Source organism: Nocardia sp. NPDC058480 (assembly GCF_042720495.1).
Lineage (GTDB): Bacteria > Actinomycetota > Actinomycetes > Mycobacteriales > Mycobacteriaceae > Nocardia.
The window spans coordinates 774,961-793,557 of record NZ_JBHXMN010000001.1 but is presented as its reverse complement, the minus strand read 5'-3'; the positions used below and the strand labels follow the sequence as shown (position 1 = coordinate 793,557).

Annotated in this window: 18 protein-coding genes; 16 read left to right on the top strand and 2 right to left on the bottom strand. The window is 66.4% G+C overall.

The genetic code is table 11. The features are described from left to right. Window positions 1-38: 38 nt before the first annotated feature. The 9 genes from ACFWO8_RS03535 (at window position 39) to ACFWO8_RS03495 (ending at window position 10,495) form a co-directional block, all read left to right on the top strand. The gene (locus ACFWO8_RS03535) at window positions 39-2,186 is read left to right on the top strand and encodes a protein kinase (protein ID WP_378941067.1); all 2,148 of its coding nucleotides are present in this window, start codon (window positions 39-41) and stop codon (window positions 2,184-2,186) included. A gap of 53 nt (window positions 2,187-2,239) precedes the next feature. Further along, window positions 2,240-3,214: an NADPH:quinone oxidoreductase family protein gene (locus tag ACFWO8_RS03530; protein WP_378941065.1), complete on the top strand. Its 975-nt coding sequence runs from the start codon at window positions 2,240-2,242 to the stop codon at window positions 3,212-3,214. A gap of 58 nt (window positions 3,215-3,272) precedes the next feature. Next, window positions 3,273-4,385, top strand: coding sequence for a winged helix DNA-binding domain-containing protein (locus tag ACFWO8_RS03525; RefSeq protein WP_378941063.1), 1,113 nt, complete (start codon window positions 3,273-3,275; stop codon window positions 4,383-4,385). 127 nt (window positions 4,386-4,512) lie between these two features. After that, the gene (locus ACFWO8_RS03520; RefSeq protein ID WP_378941061.1) at window positions 4,513-5,826 is read left to right on the top strand and encodes an amidohydrolase family protein; all 1,314 of its coding nucleotides are present in this window, start codon (window positions 4,513-4,515) and stop codon (window positions 5,824-5,826) included. Between the two features lie 112 nt (window positions 5,827-5,938). Continuing rightward, window positions 5,939-6,724: an ABC transporter ATP-binding protein gene (locus tag ACFWO8_RS03515; protein ID WP_378941058.1), complete on the top strand. Its 786-nt coding sequence runs from the start codon at window positions 5,939-5,941 to the stop codon at window positions 6,722-6,724. Beyond that, a complete protein-coding gene (locus ACFWO8_RS03510) occupies window positions 6,724-7,566 on the top strand; it encodes an ABC transporter permease (protein ID WP_378941056.1) in 843 nt (280 codons plus the stop codon). The genes ACFWO8_RS03515 and ACFWO8_RS03510 overlap by 1 nt, the downstream gene beginning before the upstream one ends. 15 nt (window positions 7,567-7,581) lie before the next feature. Beyond that, entirely contained in the window at window positions 7,582-8,751 is a 1,170-nt protein-coding gene (locus tag ACFWO8_RS03505; RefSeq protein ID WP_378941054.1) for a nitrate ABC transporter substrate-binding protein, read from the top strand. Between the two features lie 10 nt (window positions 8,752-8,761). Further along, window positions 8,762-9,754, top strand: coding sequence for an isopenicillin N synthase family dioxygenase (locus ACFWO8_RS03500; RefSeq protein ID WP_378941052.1), 993 nt, complete (start codon window positions 8,762-8,764; stop codon window positions 9,752-9,754). A gap of 102 nt (window positions 9,755-9,856) precedes the next feature. Next, window positions 9,857-10,495 carry a GntR family transcriptional regulator gene (locus ACFWO8_RS03495; RefSeq protein WP_378941050.1) on the top strand — a complete coding sequence of 213 codons (639 nt, stop codon included), beginning with the start codon at window positions 9,857-9,859 and terminating at the stop codon, window positions 10,493-10,495. Window positions 10,496-10,545: 50 nt separating this feature from the next. Here the strand turns inward: ACFWO8_RS03495 and ACFWO8_RS03490 are convergent, their stop codons facing one another. Further along, window positions 10,546-11,061 (bottom strand): Lrp/AsnC family transcriptional regulator, encoded by a 516-nt coding sequence (locus ACFWO8_RS03490; protein WP_378941048.1) that lies wholly within the window; start codon window positions 11,059-11,061, stop codon window positions 10,546-10,548. A gap of 132 nt (window positions 11,062-11,193) precedes the next feature. On the opposite strand from ACFWO8_RS03490, the gene hppD reads away from it, so the two are divergent. The 7 genes from hppD to tuf all read left to right on the top strand — a co-directional run bounded on the left by hppD (window position 11,194) and on the right by tuf (window position 18,014). Then, window positions 11,194-12,336, top strand: a complete 1,143-nt coding sequence (gene hppD / locus ACFWO8_RS03485; RefSeq protein ID WP_378941046.1) for a 4-hydroxyphenylpyruvate dioxygenase — start codon at window positions 11,194-11,196, stop codon at window positions 12,334-12,336. 31 nt (window positions 12,337-12,367) lie between these two features. Next, the gene (locus ACFWO8_RS03480) at window positions 12,368-12,895 is read left to right on the top strand and encodes a DUF3558 domain-containing protein (protein WP_378941044.1); all 528 of its coding nucleotides are present in this window, start codon (window positions 12,368-12,370) and stop codon (window positions 12,893-12,895) included. After that, window positions 12,892-13,434: a DUF3558 domain-containing protein gene (locus ACFWO8_RS03475; protein WP_378941042.1), complete on the top strand. Its 543-nt coding sequence runs from the start codon at window positions 12,892-12,894 to the stop codon at window positions 13,432-13,434. The genes ACFWO8_RS03480 and ACFWO8_RS03475 overlap by 4 nt, the downstream gene beginning before the upstream one ends. A gap of 272 nt (window positions 13,435-13,706) precedes the next feature. Beyond that, window positions 13,707-14,081: a 30S ribosomal protein S12 gene (gene rpsL, locus ACFWO8_RS03470; protein WP_056814220.1), complete on the top strand. Its 375-nt coding sequence runs from the start codon at window positions 13,707-13,709 to the stop codon at window positions 14,079-14,081. A 1-nt stretch (window position 14,082) separates the two neighbouring features. Next, window positions 14,083-14,553 carry a 30S ribosomal protein S7 gene (gene rpsG, locus ACFWO8_RS03465; RefSeq protein ID WP_056814216.1) on the top strand — a complete coding sequence of 157 codons (471 nt, stop codon included), beginning with the start codon at window positions 14,083-14,085 and terminating at the stop codon, window positions 14,551-14,553. Between the two features lie 33 nt (window positions 14,554-14,586). Beyond that, complete coding sequence (fusA, locus tag ACFWO8_RS03460; RefSeq protein WP_378941040.1) at window positions 14,587-16,689, top strand: elongation factor G; 2,103 nt, start codon at window positions 14,587-14,589, stop codon at window positions 16,687-16,689. A 134-nt stretch (window positions 16,690-16,823) separates the two neighbouring features. Then, window positions 16,824-18,014: an elongation factor Tu gene (gene tuf / locus ACFWO8_RS03455; RefSeq protein ID WP_378941038.1), complete on the top strand. Its 1,191-nt coding sequence runs from the start codon at window positions 16,824-16,826 to the stop codon at window positions 18,012-18,014. Window positions 18,015-18,126: 112 nt separating this feature from the next. Here tuf and ACFWO8_RS03450 read toward each other — a convergent pair whose 3' ends face one another. Continuing rightward, window positions 18,127-18,474: a nitroreductase/quinone reductase family protein gene (locus ACFWO8_RS03450; RefSeq protein WP_378941036.1), complete on the bottom strand. Its 348-nt coding sequence runs from the start codon at window positions 18,472-18,474 to the stop codon at window positions 18,127-18,129. Window positions 18,475-18,597: the final 123 nt, after the last annotated feature.

The window sequence follows — 18,597 nt, the reverse complement described above, 5'->3', positions numbered from 1 at the left end:
ACATGACAGACCTATCCGCGCCCAGGTAGCCTGCTGTCATGGCCGGCGGAGCATTGGCGGGCTCGATGTTCGGGCGCTATGAGATTCGCAGACTTCTCGGAGTCGGCGGTATGGGAGAGGTCTACGAGGCCTACGACACCTCCAAGAATCGTGTTGTCGCCCTCAAGATGCTCAACCGGGAACTCGCCACCGACCCCACCTTCGTGCAGCGCTTCCGCCGCGAATCGCACGCGATGGCGAGCGTGCAGGAACCGCACGTCATCCCGGTGCACGACTGGGGCGAGGTCGACGGCGTCCTGTATATCGACATGCGCTTGGTCAAGGGCGTCGATCTCAAGGAGCGGCTCCAGCAGTACGGCAGGCTCACCCCTGTCGAGGCGGTGCAGGTGGTCGAGCAGATCGCGTTCGCGCTCGATGCCGCACACGAGGTCGGCCTGGTCCATCGCGACGTGAAACCGGGCAACATCCTGCTCACCGGCAACCTGTTCGCCTATCTGGTCGACTTCGGCATCGCCCACGCCGCCACCGATCCGCAGCTCACCAGCGCGGGCAGTGCGGTGGGTTCCATGGCGTACATGGCGCCGGAGCGGTTCGAGAGCGTGCCGATGTCCCCGTCGGTGGACACCTACGCGCTCACCTGTGTGCTCTACGAATCGCTGGTCGGCCGGGTGCCGTTCCCGGTGAACAGCCTCGCGGGCGCGATCGGTTCGCACCAGATGGCGCCCGCCCCGCGCCCCAGCGCCGCCGACCCCACGCTCACCACCTTCGACCCGGTGATCGAGCGGGGAATGGCCAAGCGCCCCGACCAGCGCTATGCCTCGCCCGTCGACCTGGCTCGTGCCGCCAGAGCCGCACTGATCCAAGCCGAGCGCTCCACTCCCGCAACGGTATCCGGACCTCGAATCGAGATCACCGGCCCACAGACGCCGCACCGCTCCGAGGTTCCGCCGTCCCCACCGACGACCCGCGGCTCCGCTGTCGTCCCAGCCGACTCGCAACCCCCACCGACGCGGGACTCTGCGGCTCTGTCACGCGACTCGCACCCTGCGCGGGACGCTGCGGCTCTGTCACGCGACTCGCACCCTGCGCGGGACGCTGCGGCGTTTTCGCCCGACTCGCAGTCGCCCCCGACGCGGGACGCTGCGGCGTTTTCGCCCGACTCGCAGTCGCCTCCGACTCGGGACTCTGCGGCCCTGTCACGCGACTCGCACTCGCCGCCGACCCGTGGCACGGCTGCCGTCCCGGCCGACTCGCAGTCCCCGCCGACTCGCGCCGCCGCGGCCCTGTCGTCCCAGTCGTCGCCGGCAACCCGTGCTGCGGCGGCTTTCTCCGCCGGATCGCTGTCGTCGCCGACAACTCGGGGGCCGGCCCGATCCGCGACCGGCGCCGGTTCATTCACCCCGGTACCTCGCGTCACGGGTCCACAACCCGCAGAACCGAATTCGACGCGTCGCGGGACAGGCCCGCAATCGGCCGAACCGCAGCCGATGCGTCGCGTGACCGAACCCCGGCCCACACGCGCGGCAGGACACGAGTCCACGGTCGTCCGGGCATCACAACGGGTGGTCGGTCCCGGCCAGGGGAGTGGGTACACCCATCCCTCGGCGCCGATACCGATTCCCCCACAACGTAATTCGGCGACACCGCTGCTGGTCGGCGCGCTGGGCTCGCTGATCGCGCTGGCGGCGGTCGGCGTCGGGGTGTGGTTCATGATGAGCGTCGATGACCGTCGTAACGTGGCAGTCCCGCCACCGCTCGAGTCCGGCGCCGTCGAACCGTCCGTGATCGACACCGCGAGCCAGACGTATGCCTCCACGGCGCAGTTGCCCACCGAAACCACCGTCCCGCCGCTGCAGTCGAGTGTCACCGGCGCCGACGGTCAGGGCTTCCTTTCCGGCGGCCCGCGCTGTCATGACAACGACGCCGCGATGTCCATCGCCCGCACCACCCAATCGCGAGTGGTCATCTGCCATACCGGTGATCAGCGCTATTACTACAAGGGTGTCCGGGTCAGTGACGGCGCCGTCATCACGCTCGACGATCCGGTGCCCAACGGTGACGGCTCGTTCATCGCGACCAACTACACCGACGGCACCCAGTACCTGCTCAGTGCCGACGGTCTCACCATCACCGTTCCCGGCAAACCGTCGTTCAGCGAGACGGTGACCGAGTTCGCCCATCGTTGAACCACTCGCCGGGCTATGTTCGCGGGTGAATGTCATCAAGAGAGGTGTCGAAAATGCGCGCAGCCCAGGTCGGCAAGTTGGACGGTCCGTCGGCGATCGAGATCGTCGATCTGCCCGAGCCGGTGGCCTATCCGGGTGGTGTCCTGATCGACGTGCACGCCGCGGGCATCGCCTTCCCCGATGTGCTGATGACGCGCGGTCTCTATCAGATGAAGCCGGGCCTGCCCTTCGTCGTCGGCGGCGAGGTGGCCGGGGTGGTGCGCGAGGCGCCGGAGGGTTCGTCGCTGCGCCCCGGTGACCGGGTCGCCGCGCTGACGATGCTCGGCAACGGTGTCGCCGAGGTGGCGGTGTCACCCGAGCACGCCGTGTTCGCGCTGCCCGACAACATCTCCCTCGAAGCGGGCGCGGGCGTGCTGTTCAACGACCTCACCGTCCATTTCTGCCTGACCAAGCGCGGCAGGCTGGCCGAGGGCGAGACGGTCCTGGTGCACGGCGCGGCCGGCGGCGTCGGCACCGCCACCTTGCGGATGGCCAAGGCGCTCGGCGCGGGCCGGGTGATCGCGGTGGTCAGCACCGATGCGAAAGCTCAGGTGGCCAAGGCCAACGGCGCCACCGACGTGGTGCTGACCGACGGCTGGCTCGCCGCAGTGAAGGAACTGACCGAAGGTCGCGGCGTCGACATCGTCCTCGACCCGGTCGGCGGTGACCGCTTCACCGATAGCGTCCGCTCGCTGGCGGGCGGCGGCCGACTGCTCGTGGTCGGCTTCACCGCGGGGGAGATCCCGACGGTGAAGGTGAACCGCTTGCTGCTCAAGAACGTGGAGGTCGTCGGCGCGGCCTGGGGCGAATGGGTGATGACCCACCCCACCTACCTCGCCGAACAGTGGGCCGAGATCGAACCCCTGCTCGCGTCCGGCGCGATCACCGCCCCCGACCCGGTTCTCTATCCACTAGACCGCACCGCGGAAGCGGTTGCGGCACTGGATGAGCGCACCGCCGTAGGCAAGGTCGTCGTCCAACTGCGATGAGACCGGCATAATCGCCCAATCGGCCGGTATCGTCCGTCACGGAGCCGAAGGAGTCGCAATGCTGGTGTCGAATCGGGAATTGAACCGGACCTTGCTCGCGCGCCAGCACCTGCTCGAGCGCTCCACCTTGACGACACCGCAGATGTGCGATCACCTGGTCGGCCTGCAGGCCCAGGACGTGCCACCGCCGTTCATCGGATTATGGAGTCGGATAGCCGATTTCGATCCGGCGACGGTGTCGACCGGTCTAGAAGACCGCTCACTCGTGCGAATCACCTTGATGCGCGGCACGATTCACCTGGTCACCCCGCCCGATGCGCTACGTATCGCGCCCCACATCCAACCGGAACTGGAAAAGGCCCCGTTCCGCAAAGGCTTCAATTTCGGTGCGCTGGTCGGTCTCGACCCGGAGGAGGTGCGGGCCAACGGGGAAGCGGTTCTCGGCGACGAGCCGATGTCGGCGGCGGACATGCGCGTCGAGGCCGCGCGCCGGTACCCCGATCGCGACGCCGGTGTGGTCCTGCAAGCGTGGCTGTACCAACTCCCCGTCCTGCAAACGCCCCCGCGCGGCCGCTGGCGCGATAACAGCCGCCCGGTCTGGTCGAGAATCGAGCCCTGGCTGAGCGCACCGCTCGACCCGACCTACCCGGTATCGGAACTGATCCTGCGTTACCTGCGCGCGTTCGGTCCGGCCAGCACGATGGACATGCAGGCCTGGTCCCGGCTGCCGGCCATGAAGCAAGCCGTCACCGACCTCGGCGACCGGGTCCGCACCTACACCGACGACCGCGGCCGCACCCTCTACGACGCGGCCGACCTCGAACTCGCCGATCCCGACCTGCCCGCTCCGGTCCGGTTGCTCGGCTGGTACGACAACGCGCTGCTCGCGCACAAGGACCGCTCCCGCATCGTCGGCGACACCTCCGCCCCGCCCCTGCGCGCGTTCGCCACCAGCGTCTCGTCGATCCTGATCGACGGCTTCCTCGCCGGCGTCTACAAGATCTTCGTCAAGTCCGGCACCGCGCAGCTACGGATCAGCCCGACCCGCACGTGGACGAAAACCGAAGCGGCGCAGGTAGAACAAGAAGCAGCGGCGCTACTGGCCTTCCTCGAACCCGAATCCGAGCCAACGGTGGAGATCCTGGCACCTGGCGCGGACCTGCGCCTGTGACACATCTTTAACGTCGAGGCAACAACCGGATCCTAGGGTCGTCCTCACGACGTTCATGGCTGCAACGGACGACGTGCTGCGCTGAATCCGGCGCGCTAACCAGCCGCATCCCGAAAGAGGTGCGCGCATGGAATCCGCCGCGTCCGTCGTCATCACCGACGTCATCGTCTACACCGAGCAGGGCTGGACGCCCGGCGAAGTGGTGGTCCGCGACGGCGTCGTCATCGCCCTGCGAGCCGGGCCGGAACACACGGACCTACCCCGTTTCGACGGCGGCGGTGGTTACCTGCTCCCCGGTTTCGTCAACACCCACACCCACCTGCAACAGGCGGTACTGCGCGGCGCCGGCGAGGGGCTGCCGCTGCTGGAATGGCTGCGGTGCGTCGGCGAACACACCGTGGCCGCCACTCCGGAACAGACCTATCTCTCGGCGCTGGCCGGTGGTCTGGAACTGCTGCGCAGCGGTGTCACCACGGTCGTCGAACACCTGTGGCCCAACCCGTCCGACGCGGTCCACCAGGCGATGATCCGCGCGCTGCGCGAACTCGGCATCCGGGTCGTCCTCGGACGCGGCATCGCCGACCGCGCCGACATCACCCGCAAATGGGGCCTCGACCCGCGCCTCATCCAACCGCTCGACGAGGCACTCGCCCACGTCGACGAGCTCGACAAGCAGCTGGTGGGCACCCGCATCAGCACCGCTCTCGCCGTCCCCAACCCGCGCTGCCTCACCCCCGACGGCATGGCGACCACTCGTGAGTACGCGCAGGCCACCGGCAAAACGGTGTCGATCCATGTTCTCGAGACCACCACCGACGACGACATGTGCCGATTGCATGCAGGTGCCTGCGCCGTCGACTACCTCGACGCGAGCGGCTTCCTCTGGGACCGCACCCTGGCCGTGCACTGCGTCAACCTCGACGACCACGGCCGCAAGGTCTTCGCCGAGCGCGGTGTCGCCGTTTCCTACAACCCGGTCTCCAACATGCGCCTCGGCAGTGGCGTCGCCCCGGTTCCGGAGATGCTCGCGGCGGGCATCGACGTCACGCTCGGTGTCGACGGCGCCGCGAGCAACGACACCCAGGACATGCTGCTCGCTCTCCGGATCGGCGCGTACCTCCAGCGTGCGTCGCACAAAAGGGCCGACCTGCTCGGCTTCGAACAGATGCTGCGGATGGCGACCGGCGCCGCGGGCCGGGTACTCGGCCGCCCGTCGCACACCGGCATCGCGATCGGCGACCGCGCCGACCTCACTCTCGTTCGCTTCGATCGCGACTTCGCCTGCCTGCCGGTTCTCGACCCCGGCGCCACCCTGCTCACCGCCGCGTCGTCGCGCGTGATCGACGCCGTGTGGGTCGACGGCGAGGCCGTGATCCGCGACGGCGCGAGCACTCGCGTCGATCACCAGGATCTCGCGCAGCGTCTGATCCGCATGCGATGAATATTAATAATTCAGAAACGAGCGCCATATTGCATGTAATCAAGCTAGTTCAAACTGAATCCACTCAAAGGTTGCACGCAACACTGAAACACCGCGGGAGAAGGTGATCACGGTGACGCTCTATGACACGGTGAACGACGCCGACGCGAGGACGCTGCTGTCCGGCATGGAGGTTTCCTTCGCCGGAGTGAGCAAGCGCTTCGGCGGCGAAGCGGGCACGCTCGCCCTGACCGACGTCGACCTCGACATCCGCGAAGGCGAGTTCGTCGCGGTGGTCGGCCCGTCCGGCTGTGGCAAGTCCACGTTGCTGCGCCTGGCGGCCGGTCTCGAACCGGTGAGCTCGGGAGCCGTTGCGGTGCGCACGAATTCGATCGGCTTCATCTTCCAGGAGGCCACGCTGCTGCCGTGGCGCAAGGTGCGCCGCAATGTCGAACTCTCGGCCGAGCTGGCCGGCGTCGACCGTACGACGCGCCGCGAACGGGTCGAGCGAGCGATCGAAGCCGTCGGCCTTGCCGACTTCGCGAACAAGCTGCCGAGCCAGCTCTCCGGCGGCATGCGCATGCGCGTCTCGCTGGCCAGGGCGCTGTCGCTGGAACCGCGGCTGATGCTCCTGGACGAACCGTTCGGCGCGCTCGACGAGATGACCAGGCTGAACATGCAGGAGGAGCTCCTTCGCCTCTATCGCGACAATGCCTTCACCGCCCTGTTCATCACCCACTCGGTCTCCGAGGCCGTGTTCCTCGCTTCGCGCGTGGTGGTGATGTCGGCCAGGCCGGGCCGCATCCACGAGGTGATCGACGTCGATCTGCCCTACCCGCGGGAACGCGAACTGCGCTTCGAACCCGCCTTCACCGAACTCGTCTCGCGCATCTCGCGCTCGTTGAAAGAGGCTGCCTGATGGTGAGTGTCGCGGCTCGGGTCCCTGCCACGCCGAAGCTGCGGCTGCCGACCGTGCGACTGCGCACATTCGGCAGTGCCCTGGTGGCGCCGACCATTTCGATCACCCTGGCGCTGGCCGCCTGGTACGCGGTGTCGATGCTGATCCTCAGCGAAGGCCGCCGCTTCCTGCTGCCGCCGCCGCACGTTGTCTTCAGCGAATCGCTCGCCGATCCGAAGAAGCTCGAGGTGATGCTCGAGGCGCTGGCCGTCACCGCCAGGGTCGCGATCACCGGCCTGCTGATCTCGGCGGTGCTCGGGGTGGCGATCGCGGTGCTGATGAGCCAGGCCAAGCCGATCGAGAACGTCGTCTACCCGTACGCGGTGGTCTTGCAGGCGATCCCGGTGCTCGCAGTGGTTCCGCTGATCGGCTTGTGGCTCGGCTACGGGTTCGCCGCCCGCACCACCGTGTGTGTGCTGATCGCGATCCACCCGATCATCGCGATGACGCTGTTCGGCATCAAATCCGTCGACGGCAATCTCCAAGAACTGTTCACCCTCGGCCGAGCGGGCCGCCTGCGCCGCCTCTGGTCGCTGCAACTGCCCGCCGCGCTGCCCTCGACGCTCACCGGATTGCGCACTGCCGCAGGACTGTCCGTCACCGGCGCGATCATCGGCGACATGTTCTTCGCGCAGGGTAAACCCGGCATCGGCACCCTGCTCGACACCTACCGCGCCCGCCTGCAATCCGAGGACCTGATCGGTGCGCTGCTGCTGGCCGCCCTGTTCGGCGTGCTCGTGTTCGCCGTGTTCACGGTCATCCAGAAGGTCAGCGTCGGTCGCTGGCACAACTCCGCCCAATAGCCTCCAAGGACAACCATGAAGACACTTCCCCTGCGCCGCCTAGGTTTTGCCGCGCTGGCCGTGCTGCTGGCAGGCACCGCGGCCGCCTGTTCCGACGACACCACCGACGCACCCGTCGTCGCGCTCGAACCGGCACCGGCCGAACAACAACTCGCCGGCGCCTGCCCCGCCACCGTGGTGGTCCAGCTCCAGTGGGCACCGGAAACCGACTCCGGCCCGATCTTCGGTCTGCTCGGCCCCGGCTACCAGGTAGACGCCGACAACAACAAGATCACCGGCCCGCTCGTCGCCGACGGCAAGGACACCGGCGTGCGGCTGGAGATCCGCGCGGGCGGCCCGGCCATCGGCTTCCAGACCGTGCCGTCGCAGATGTATGTCGACCAGAGCATCACCCTCGGCCTCGCCCATTCCGAGCACGCCATCGCCGCCGCCGGTCAGCAGCCGATCGTCGCCGTCACCACCCTGCTGCGCAATAGCCCGCAGATGCTGATGTGGGATCCGGAGACCAATCCCGACTGGCGGGGCATCGCCGATATCGGCAAGTCCGGCAAGCCTGTCGTGGTGTCGAAGGGTCAGCTCTACCCGGACTGGCTCGTCGCCCGCGGGCTGGTGCAGAAGGCGCAGGTCGACGCCTCCTACGACAATTCGCCCTCGCGCTTCGTCACCGATCCGTCCTTCGCCCAGCAGGGCTTCGTCAACGCCGAACCCTTCACCTACGAGCACGAAGTGCGGGCCTGGAACAAGCCGGTCGGCTACCAGTTGCTCAAGGATGTCGGCTACGAGGGCTATGCCCGCACCGTGAATGTGCGCGCCGACAAGCTCGCCGAGTTGCGCCCGTGCTTGCAGAAGCTGGTGCCGATGATCCAGCGAGCCACCGCGTCGTTCAAGGCCGATCCCACCCACGTCAACGACATCGTGGTCGACGTGGTCGAACAGAACCCCAAGCTCAGCCCCTACAGCGCCGAACTGGCCGAATTCGGCTCCAAGGCCCTCATCGACGGCGGCCTGATCGGCAACGACACCGACGGCGTGCTGGGCAGTTTCGACGAGGCCCGCGTCCAGCGCATCATCGACGAATTCGGGCCCATCCTGCGCGCGGGCGGCGCGAACGTACCGCATGGCCTAACCGCGAAGGACCTGGTCACCAAGGAATTCCTCGACCCCGCCATTTCCGTCACCGGATAAGGAGACACCCATGACCACCAGCTACGACCTGTCCGAAGTCTCGCGCGAGAAGCAGATGGGCGGCCTCGGCAAGGAAACCACCGACCGCGAGATCCGCGTCATCGACCTCACCGACTTCGAGAACCGGCGCGCCGAGATCACCGAGGAACTGTGGGCCGCCGCCACCGAGATCGGCTTCTTCCAGCTCTCCGGCCACGGCATCGCGCAGGACCTGATCGACGAGATGTTCGCCACCACAGCCGATTTCTTCGCCCTCCCCGAGGCGGTCAAGGGCCAATACCCCCTGGTCAAGAAGAACAACGCGGGCTGGGAGAGCCTGAGCCAGGTACGCCCGTCCATCGGCGTGCCCGACCAGAAGGAGTCCTACCAGATCACCCGGCCGCACATGGACGAGCTGTGGCCCAGTGAGGCCGAGCTGGCCGGATTCCGCTCCCGCGTCCTCGATTTCGAGAGTCGAGCCTGGGCAGTGGCGATGCGGGTGCTGTCCTGCTTCGCCGACCGCCTCGGCCTCGAACGCGAACACTTCACCGCCGCACACGATCCCGGCTCCGCGAGCTACCAGAGCGCCTTGCGGTTGCTGCACTACTTCGCCGTTCCCGAAGAACTGCGCGGCGTCCCCGGGCGCTGGCGGGCCGGTGCGCACACCGATTTCGACTGCCTCACACTGCTTTTCCAGCGTGACGGACAGGGCGGATTGCAGGTGTGCCCCGGCAAGGAGATGGCGGAGCAGCAGTGGACCTCCATCACGGCGTCGTCGAGCCTGATCACCTGCAATATCGGTGACATGCTCACCCGCTGGAGCGACGACCTGCTGCCGTCGAACTTCCACCGCGTGCGCAGCCCCGGCGAGGGCGAGTACCAGGGTGAGCGCTACAGCATCGCCTACTTCGCCCAGGCCGACCGCGACGCCGTCATCCAAGGGCCGGCGGGCAAGTATCCGCCCGTCACAGCGGCGGACTTCCTGACTCAGCGGGTGCAGGCGAACTACCGGCCCCAGGGATAATCAGCGCAACCAACGGAAAGGACACGGCATGAGCGGTCAGCGCCCGGAGGAGGCAGCCCGCGTCACCACGCAGGGCGCCCGAGCATGCCAGAAGATTCTGCGATGACCGAAGCCTCGCTGCTCGGCCAGTCTGTCCATCGCCAGATCAGGCAGATGGTCCTGTCCGGCGAGCTGACCCCGGGCCGATCGCTGAGCGTGCCCGCGCTGGCGACCGAGCTCGGGGTCAGCCGCAGCCCCGTCCGGGAAGCGGTGCAGCAGCTGATCTATGAGGGTCTCGCGGTGAGCGCGCCGCACGCCGGGGCCAAGGTGGCCGCCGTCGACGACGACCGCATCCGCGATGTGCTCGCGGTCCGCGCCGTCCTCGACGGCCTCGCCGCCGCCGCGGCCGCCACCCGCCTCACCGAGGCCGACCTCGACAAGCTCACCGGCATCGTCACCGCACAGCTCGCGCACCTGGACGACCCGGTCGACCCCGCGCGCGACGCCCAGCTCGACCTGGAATTCCACACCTTCATCCGCGACGCCTCCGGCAACACGTGTGTCGTCGACGAACTGGCCCGCCTGGAGGCCCAGGCCCACCTGTACCGCGGCGACCTGTGGTGCTCGGCCCGCAACCGCCGCGTCGCCCTGCGCGAACACCGCCGCATCGTCGAAGCCCTCGAATCCGGCCACCCCGAGTCGGCCCGCGCGGCGGCGGAAGCCCACGTACACGGCCTACTGACTCGCCTCGCCAGGCAATGACGACCCCTGCCCGATAAGGGCTCCTGGCCGGAAACCCCGGCCGTGAATTCTCAGCGGTGATCCCGGTACGCGGGTGCCTTCGCGGTGCCCGCCGGAGTCAAGGTGTGCAGCAACGGCATCGTGCGGTGCGCGATGACCGTCGACAGCACGACCACACTGTGCGACCGCACCACCGACCCGGTCCGATCGATGCTCAGCAACACCGCCTGCAACCCGGCATGTGAATCGGCTCCGATCCGGCACAGCACGTCACCGGACCCGGTCGTCGCGTACGCCTCGATCACCCCCGGAATCGCCGCGAGCTCCGCACTCACCAGGTCGAGCGCTCCCTGCGCGATCTCCAGCGTCACGAACGCCTGGACATCGAAACCCGCTGCGGTGACGTCGATCTGCGGATCGTAGGAGGCGATCACCCCGGATTCCTCCATCCGGTTGATCCGCGCCTGCACCGTCGCCCGCGCGACCTTCGTCCGCCGCGACAGCTCGAGAATTCCGGCTTTCTGGAACTCGTGCATCGCGGTGAGGATCGCCAGGTCGAGCTCATCCAATTTCGCGGGCGTGCGCATGAGAAGACCTCCGTGTCCGGTTGCTATTCAAATTGTCCACCATTTATGCGTATTCGGTGGCTTCTCGAGCCAGCCTGTTCAGGCAAATATGGGGTAGTTGCCCACCTGCGACGTGACGCGATTTCCTAGGTCATGACCATTGAGCAGCAGCTCGTCGGGCTGATCGAGCACGACGACAGTGTCGATCCGTTTCCGGTGATCGGGTGGGACGCACTCGTCTGGGTTGTCGGCAACGCGACCCAGAGCGCCCACTTCCTGCAATCCGCGTTCGGCATGCGGCTCGAGGCGTACTCGGGGCCCGAGACCGGCAATCGCGACCACAAGTCGTTCGTGCTGCGCAGCGGCGGAGCGCGGTTCGTGATCACCGGCGCGGTCGACCCCGACAGTCCACTCGTCGCCCACCACGACCGCCACGGCGACGGCATCGTCGACATCGCGCTCGAGGTTCCCGACGTGGACCGCTGCATCGCCTGGGCCCGCGAGCACGGCGCGACGATCCTCACCGAACCCCACGACGAGACCGACGAATTCGGCACCGTCCGCTCCGCGGCACTGGCCACCTACGGCGACACCAGGCACACCCTCATCGACCGCTCCGACTACGTGGGCCCCTATCTCCCCGGCTATATCGCGCGCACCTCGACCCGCGAGCCGGGCCCGCGCGTATTCCAGGCGATCGACCACGTGGTCGGCAATGTCGAACTCGGCATGATGGACCGCTGGGTCGACTTCTACCGCGGCGTCATGGGATTCACGAACATGGCCGAGTTCGTCGGCGACGACATCGCCACCGAGTACTCCGCGCTGATGAGCAAGGTCGTCGCCAATGGCAACCACCGCGTGAAGTTCCCGCTCAACGAACCGGCCGTGGGCCGCAAGCGTTCTCAGATCGACGAGTACCTCGAGTTCTACCGCGGCCCCGGCGTGCAGCACATCGCGCTGGCCACCGGCGACATCCTCACCACCGTCGACGCCCTGCGCGCCGAGGGCGTCGAATTCCTCGCTACACCCGACACCTATTACGAGGATCCCGAGCTGCGTGCGCGCATCGGTGCCGTGCGCGTTCCGGTCGACGAACTCCAGCGCCGAGGCATCCTGGTCGACCGCGACGAAGACGGCTACCTCCTGCAGATCTTCACCCGCCCCCTCACCGATCGCCCCACCGTGTTCTTCGAACTCATCGAGCGACACGGCTCACTCGGTTTCGGAAAAGGCAACTTCAAGGCCCTTTTTCAGGCCATCGAACGGGAACAGGAGGCCCGCGGCAATCTGTGACCGGACCGCACCGCCGGTTAGAGTTCATGGCATGCGGATCCCCTCGGCGATCATCACCGGTATGACCTTGGTCGTCATGCTGACGTCGTGCGGATCGGGGGGCGACTCCGATACGCCGACAGGGCCCAACCGACCACCACCGAAGGTCGCCTCACTCGGCCCCTTCGTGGGCGAGTGCGGTCATGTCACCGACGACGAAGTGCGCACCCTCGCCGGCCTCGGTCAGATCGCGCGGGTCTATAAGAACGCGACCGGCTGCAACTGGCAGGCGGCCGGATTGTCTTCGCCCAGCGTCACTTTCGCCTCGTACCGGGGCAGTCCGATCGAACGTGAGAAGGCGTGGGTGTCCAGCGTCGGCCGTGAACCGGAAACCATCGACGTCGGCGGCCGTTCCGGCTTCATGGCGCTCGACCCGCAGGGCACCGTCTGTGACCTCGCTGTGCAACTCGACGACGATTTCTTCGAATGGTCGATGTCCACCGGCCTCTTCGCCGTCGGCGGCAACCCGTGCGATCGGACCAGGAAACTGGCCGAGCTGACCGTGGGACGGCTGCAGTGAGGGCGGGCAAGGTCGCGGCCGCGCTGATCCTCACCCTCACGCTGGCAGGTTGCGGTGAGAAGATCGAGGGCAGCGCCCAGCCGCTGGGTCAGGGTGGCGGCGGTGAGTCGATCAATACCGACTTCGACAAGCTGCTGCGCGAGTGCGAGGTGGTGGCCGCCGACAAGATCGGCGAGATCGTCGGCAACGCCATGCTCGTCAGTCCCTCCTTCAGCGGTGCCGTCTGCATGTGGGACATCGAGGACGCACCTGGTGGGGGAGCCATGGTCAGCCTCAACTGGTACGAGATGGGTACCCTGAACAACGAGAAGACCACCAACGACAAGCTGGGCTACCTCTCCGGCGACATCACCGTGCAGGGCCGCAGGGCGCTGCAGGTGCGTCGGCCGGGCGACAACGACTCCTGCGGCGTCACCGCGCCGGCCGCCGATGTCGGCGTCGTCGGCTGGTGGATCAACTACCGGCCCGGCTCGGCACACCCCGATCCGTGCGCGGGTGCCCAGAAATTGGTGGAGCTCACTCTGGATCTCGCCCGGTAGAAGGCTTGACGCGGCCCCCCGCTTTGACCCCGAATCGGGCACGCGGGTATCGTAGATCCCTGTGCCCGGATTGCTACGGGCAAGTTCGTGTGTGAACGTAGGCCAGCGAAAGCGGCCGATATGTTCCGACGTGCCTTGAAAAGGGCACTGAGCGCCACAGCGACACGCCCGACCACGGGTTAAGGGAAACGTGGTCTGACGTGCGAGTGAAAGCTCGATGAACTGCAAGACACTGCACACCAAGCGCAATTACCAATAAGGAAAGCCGGTCTATGCCAACCATCAACCAGCTGGTCCGCAAGGGTCGCCGCGACAAGGTCACCAAGACCAAGACTGCGGCCCTGAAGGGGAGCCCGCAGCGTCGTGGTGTGTGCACTCGCGTGTACACCACCACCCCCAAGAAGCCGAACTCCGCGCTCCGTAAGGTCGCGCGTGTTCGCCTGACCAGCGCGATCGAGGTCACGGCGTACATCCCCGGTGAGGGCCACAACCTGCAGGAGCACTCCATGGTGCTCGTCCGCGGCGGTCGTGTGAAGGACCTTCCCGGTGTCCGTTACAAGATCATCCGTGGCTCGCTCGACACCCAGGGCGTGAAGAACCGCAAGCAGGCGCGCAGCCGCTACGGCGCCAAGAAGGAGAAGAGCTGATATGCCACGCAAGGGCCCCGCACCCAAGCGTCCGCTGATCAACGACCCGGTTTACGGGTCCCCGCTGGTCACTCAGCTGGTCAACAAGATCCTGATGGACGGCAAGAAGTCCACCGCCGAGCGCATCGTCTACGGCGCACTCGAGCAGGCGCGTGAGAAGACCGGCACCGATCCGGTCGTCACCCTCAAGCGCGCGCTGGACAACGTCAAGCCCGCCCTCGAGGTGAAGCCCCGTCGTGTCGGTGGCGCCACCTACCAGGTGCCGGTCGAGGTCCGTCCGGGCCGCGCCAACACCCTCGCGCTGCGCTGGCTGGTCAGCTACTCCCGCGCCCGTCGCGAGAAGACCATGGTCGAGCGTCTGGCCAACGAGCTCCTCGATGCCAGCAACGGCCTCGGTGCCGCTGTGAAGCGTCGCGAGGACACCCACAAGATGGCCGAGTCGAACCGGGCCTTCGCGCACTACCGCTGGTGATAGTCCGGCCCGTCACTTAAAAGGGAGAATTTCGTGGCACAGGACGTGCTCACCGACCTGAACAAGGTCCGCAACATCGGCATCATGGCCCACATCGATGCGGGCAAGACCACCACAACCGAACGCATCCTGTTCTACACCGGTATCACGTACAAGATCGGTGAAGTTCACGATGGCGCGGCCACGATGGACTGGATGGAGCAGGAGCAGGAGCGTGGTATCACCATCACCTCCGCGGCTACCACTTGCTTCTGGAAAGACAACCAGATCAACATCATCGACACCCCCGGGCACGTCGACTTCACCGTCGAGGTGGAGCGTTCGCTGCGCGTGCTCGATGGTGCGGTCGCGGTGTTCGACGGCAAAGAGGGTGTCGAGCCCCAGTCCGAGCAGGTGTGGCGTCAGGCCGACAAGTACGACGTGCCGCGTATCTGCTTCGTGAACAAGATGGACAAGCTCGGTGCGGATTTCTACTTCACCGTGCAGACCATCAAGGACCGTCTCGGCGCTCGTCCGCTCGTGATCCAGCTGCCGATCGGCGCTGAGAACGACTTCGAGGGCATCGTCGACCTGGTCGAGAACAACGCCAAGGTCTGGAAGGGCGAGACCAAGCTCGGCGAAGAGTACGAAGTCGTCGAGATCCCGGCCGACCTCAAGGAGAAGGCCGAGCAGTACCGTCAGGAACTGCTCGAGACCGTCGCCGAGTCCGACGAGGCACTGCTCGAGAAGTTCTTCGGTGGCGAGGATCTCTCCATCGAGGAGATCAAGGGCGCCATCCGCAAGATGACGGTCAACTCCGAGCTGTACCCGGTGCTGTGTGGTTCCGCGTTCAAGAACAAGGGCGTTCAGCCCATGCTCGACGCGGTCATCGACTACCTCCCTTCCCCGCTGGACGTCGAGGCCACCACCGGCCACGTGCCCAACAAGGAAGAAGAGCTGGTCACCCGCAAGCCCAACGTCGACGAGCCGTTCGCGGCCCTGGCGTTCAAGATCGCGGTGCACCCGTTCTTCGGTGAACTCACCTACGTGCGTGTGTACTCGGGTCAGGTTGCCTCCGGCGCCCAGGTCGTCAACTCGACCAAGGGCAAGAAGGAGCGTCTGGGCAAGCTGTTCCAGATGCACTCCAACAAGGAGATGCCGGTCGCCACGGCTTCGGCGGGCCACATCTACGCGGTCATCGGCCTGAAGGACACCACCACCGGTGACACCCTGTCCGACGCGCAGAACCAGGTCGTCCTCGAGTCGATGACCTTCCCGGATCCGGTCATCGAGGTCTCGATCGAGCCCAAGACCAAGTCCGACCAGGAGAAGCTCGGCACCGCGATCCAGAAGCTGGCGCGCGAAGACCCGACGTTCTCGGTCAAGCTCGACCAGGAGACCGGCCAGACCGTCATCGGCGGCATGGGCGAGCTCCACCTCGACATCCTCGTCGACCGTATGCGTCGCGAGTTCAAGGTCGAGGCCAACGTCGGCAAGCCGCAGGTGGCCTACCGCGAGACCATCACCAAGAAGGTCGAAAAGCACGAGTTCACCCACAAGAAGCAGACGGGTGGCTCCGGCCAGTTCGCGAAGGTCATCATCGCCCTCGAGCCGTTCGTCGGCGAAGACGGCGCGACCTACGAGTTCGAGAACAAGGTCTCCGGCGGTCGCGTGCCCCGTGAGTACATCCCGTCGGTCGACGCGGGCGCCCAGGATGCCATGCAGTACGGCGTGCTCGCCGGCTACCCGCTGGTGAACCTGAAGGTCAGCCTGCTCGACGGCGCGTACCACGACGTCGACTCCTCGGAGATGGCGTTCAAGATCGCGGGTTCGCAGGCCCTCAAGGAAGCGGCCCGCAAGGCCGGTCCGGTGATCCTCGAGCCGCTCATGGCGGTCGAGGTCATCACGCCCGAGGAATACATGGGCGACGTGATCGGCGACCTCAACTCCCGCCGTGGCCAGATTCAGGCCATGGAGGAACGCAGTGGTGCCCGTGTCGTCAAGGCGCTGGTTCCGCTCTCGGAGATGTTCGGTTACATCGGTGACCTGCGGTCCAAGACCCAGGGTCGCGCGAACTACTCCATGGTGTTCGCCCAGTACGCGGAGGTTCCGGCCAACGTGTCCAAGGAGATCATCGCTAAGGCGACCGGCGAATAAAACCCTCTTGCGGTCCAGTGACACACTGGACCGCAAGTGCTGGCCGTCAAGAAAAAACCCGGTCCCCACCCCCAGTGGGGATGACACACGCACTGCTGCAAATGCACGCACCAACAAGTCCAGGAGGACCCACAGTGGCGAAGGCGAAGTTCGAGCGGACGAAGCCGCACGTCAACATCGGCACCATCGGTCACGTCGACCACGGCAAGACCACGCTGACTGCAGCGATCACCAAGGTGCTGGCTGACAAGTACCCGACCCTGAACGACGCGTTCGCGTTCGATCAGATCGACAAGGCGCCGGAGGAGAAGGCTCGTGGTATCACGATCAACATCTCCCACGTCGAGTACCAGACGGAGAAGCGCCACTACGCGCACGTCGACGCCCCGGGCCACGCGGACTACATCAAGAACATGATCACCGGTGCGGCGCAGATGGACGGCGCCATCCTGGTGGTCGCGGCCACCGATGGCCCGATGCCGCAGACTCGCGAGCACGTGCTGCTCGCCCGTCAGGTCGGCGTGCCCTACATCCTGGTCGCGCTGAACAAGTCGGACATGGTCGATGACGAGGAAATCCTCGAGCTCGTCGAGATGGAGGTCCGCGAACTGCTGGCCTCGCAGGAATTCGACGAGGACGCGCCGGTCGTGCGCGTTTCCGGTCTGAAGGCGCTCGAGGGCGACCCGAAGTGGACCGAGTCGGTCGTCGAGCTGATGAACGCTGTCGACGAGGCGATCCCGGAGCCGGTCCGCGAGACCGAGCTTCCGTTCCTGATGCCCGTTGAGGACGTCTTCACGATCACCGGTCGTGGCACCGTCGTCACCGGTCGTATCGAGCGCGGCATCCTGAACGTGAACGAGGAGGTGGAAATCGTCGGCATCCGTGAGAAGTCGACCAAGACCACCGTCACCGGTATCGAGATGTTCCGCAAGCTGCTCGACCAGGGCCAGGCGGGCGACAACGTCGGTCTGCTGGTTCGTGGCATCAAGCGCGAAGATGTCGAGCGTGGCCAGGTTGTCGTCAAGCCGGGCACCACGACTCCCCACACGGAGTTCGAGGGCCAGGCCTACATCCTGTCGAAGGATGAGGGCGGCCGCCACACCCCGTTCTTCAACAACTACCGCCCGCAGTTCTACTTCCGTACCACGGACGTGACCGGCGTCGTTACCCTCCCCGAGGGCACCGAGATGGTCATGCCCGGCGACAACACCGAGATGAGCGTCAAGCTGATCCAGCCGGTCGCCATGGACGAAGGCCTGCGCTTCGCGATCCGCGAGGGTGGCCGCACCGTCGGTGCCGGTCGCGTCACGAAGATCATCAAGTGAGTCGGTAAGACCCACTGCACTACCTGAACGGCGTCGCTCCCCTGGGAGCGGCGCCGTTCGGCGTTTCGGGCGAGCTCGTCCGGTTCACATGGTGTCGACTCGGGCGGATGCGCTACTCCGGTCGGAAGCGGACGGACACTCCGCCGCGGTCGTCGCGGTGGGCTATGGCGTGGCCGGGGTGGTCGATGCCGTCGATGCGGAGGGTGGCGGGAGCGCCTTCGCCCAGGAAGTTGCGCCACCAGGTCTTCTTGTCCGGCATGGCCACGCCGATGAGGTATTCGTTGCCGGAGCGGCGGTAGTTGACGGGGGTGCTGATGGTGCGGCCCGAGCGGCGGCCGACGTAGGTGATCTGGGCGAAGGCCTTGCCCATTAGTTTGCCGATGACGGGTGCCTTGGTCAGGGCAACCACGCCGGTGTTGAATACGCCGACACCGCGGCGCAGCAGCGATTCTTGTCCCATCGGATTCTCCTGTAGTCGAACGAACCGTCAGCCTACCGACGGCGGATGACGTCGCAGGTCATCGTGGTTGTCGGTGGTGCTCGGTAGCCTTGGGGCGCTAGCGCATTCGACAAGATCGGAGAC

Coding starts and splice junctions, on each gene's coding strand:
- ACFWO8_RS03480 (WP_378941044.1), top strand. CDS start 12,368: ATGCGGATCCCCTCGGCGATCATCACCGGTATGACCTTGGTCGTCATG.
- ACFWO8_RS03505 (WP_378941054.1), top strand. CDS start 7,582: ATGAAGACACTTCCCCTGCGCCGCCTAGGTTTTGCCGCGCTGGCCGTG.
- ACFWO8_RS03530 (WP_378941065.1), top strand. CDS start 2,240: ATGCGCGCAGCCCAGGTCGGCAAGTTGGACGGTCCGTCGGCGATCGAG.
- rpsL (WP_056814220.1), top strand. CDS start 13,707: ATGCCAACCATCAACCAGCTGGTCCGCAAGGGTCGCCGCGACAAGGTC.
- ACFWO8_RS03520 (WP_378941061.1), top strand. CDS start 4,513: ATGGAATCCGCCGCGTCCGTCGTCATCACCGACGTCATCGTCTACACC.
- hppD (WP_378941046.1), top strand. CDS start 11,194: ATGACCATTGAGCAGCAGCTCGTCGGGCTGATCGAGCACGACGACAGT.
- ACFWO8_RS03490 (WP_378941048.1), bottom strand. CDS start 11,061: ATGCGCACGCCCGCGAAATTGGATGAGCTCGACCTGGCGATCCTCACC.
- ACFWO8_RS03450 (WP_378941036.1), bottom strand. CDS start 18,474: ATGGGACAAGAATCGCTGCTGCGCCGCGGTGTCGGCGTATTCAACACC.
- rpsG (WP_056814216.1), top strand. CDS start 14,083: ATGCCACGCAAGGGCCCCGCACCCAAGCGTCCGCTGATCAACGACCCG.
- ACFWO8_RS03500 (WP_378941052.1), top strand. CDS start 8,762: ATGACCACCAGCTACGACCTGTCCGAAGTCTCGCGCGAGAAGCAGATG.
- ACFWO8_RS03495 (WP_378941050.1), top strand. CDS start 9,857: ATGACCGAAGCCTCGCTGCTCGGCCAGTCTGTCCATCGCCAGATCAGG.
- ACFWO8_RS03525 (WP_378941063.1), top strand. CDS start 3,273: ATGCTGGTGTCGAATCGGGAATTGAACCGGACCTTGCTCGCGCGCCAG.
- ACFWO8_RS03535 (WP_378941067.1), top strand. CDS start 39: ATGGCCGGCGGAGCATTGGCGGGCTCGATGTTCGGGCGCTATGAGATT.
- ACFWO8_RS03510 (WP_378941056.1), top strand. CDS start 6,724: ATGGTGAGTGTCGCGGCTCGGGTCCCTGCCACGCCGAAGCTGCGGCTG.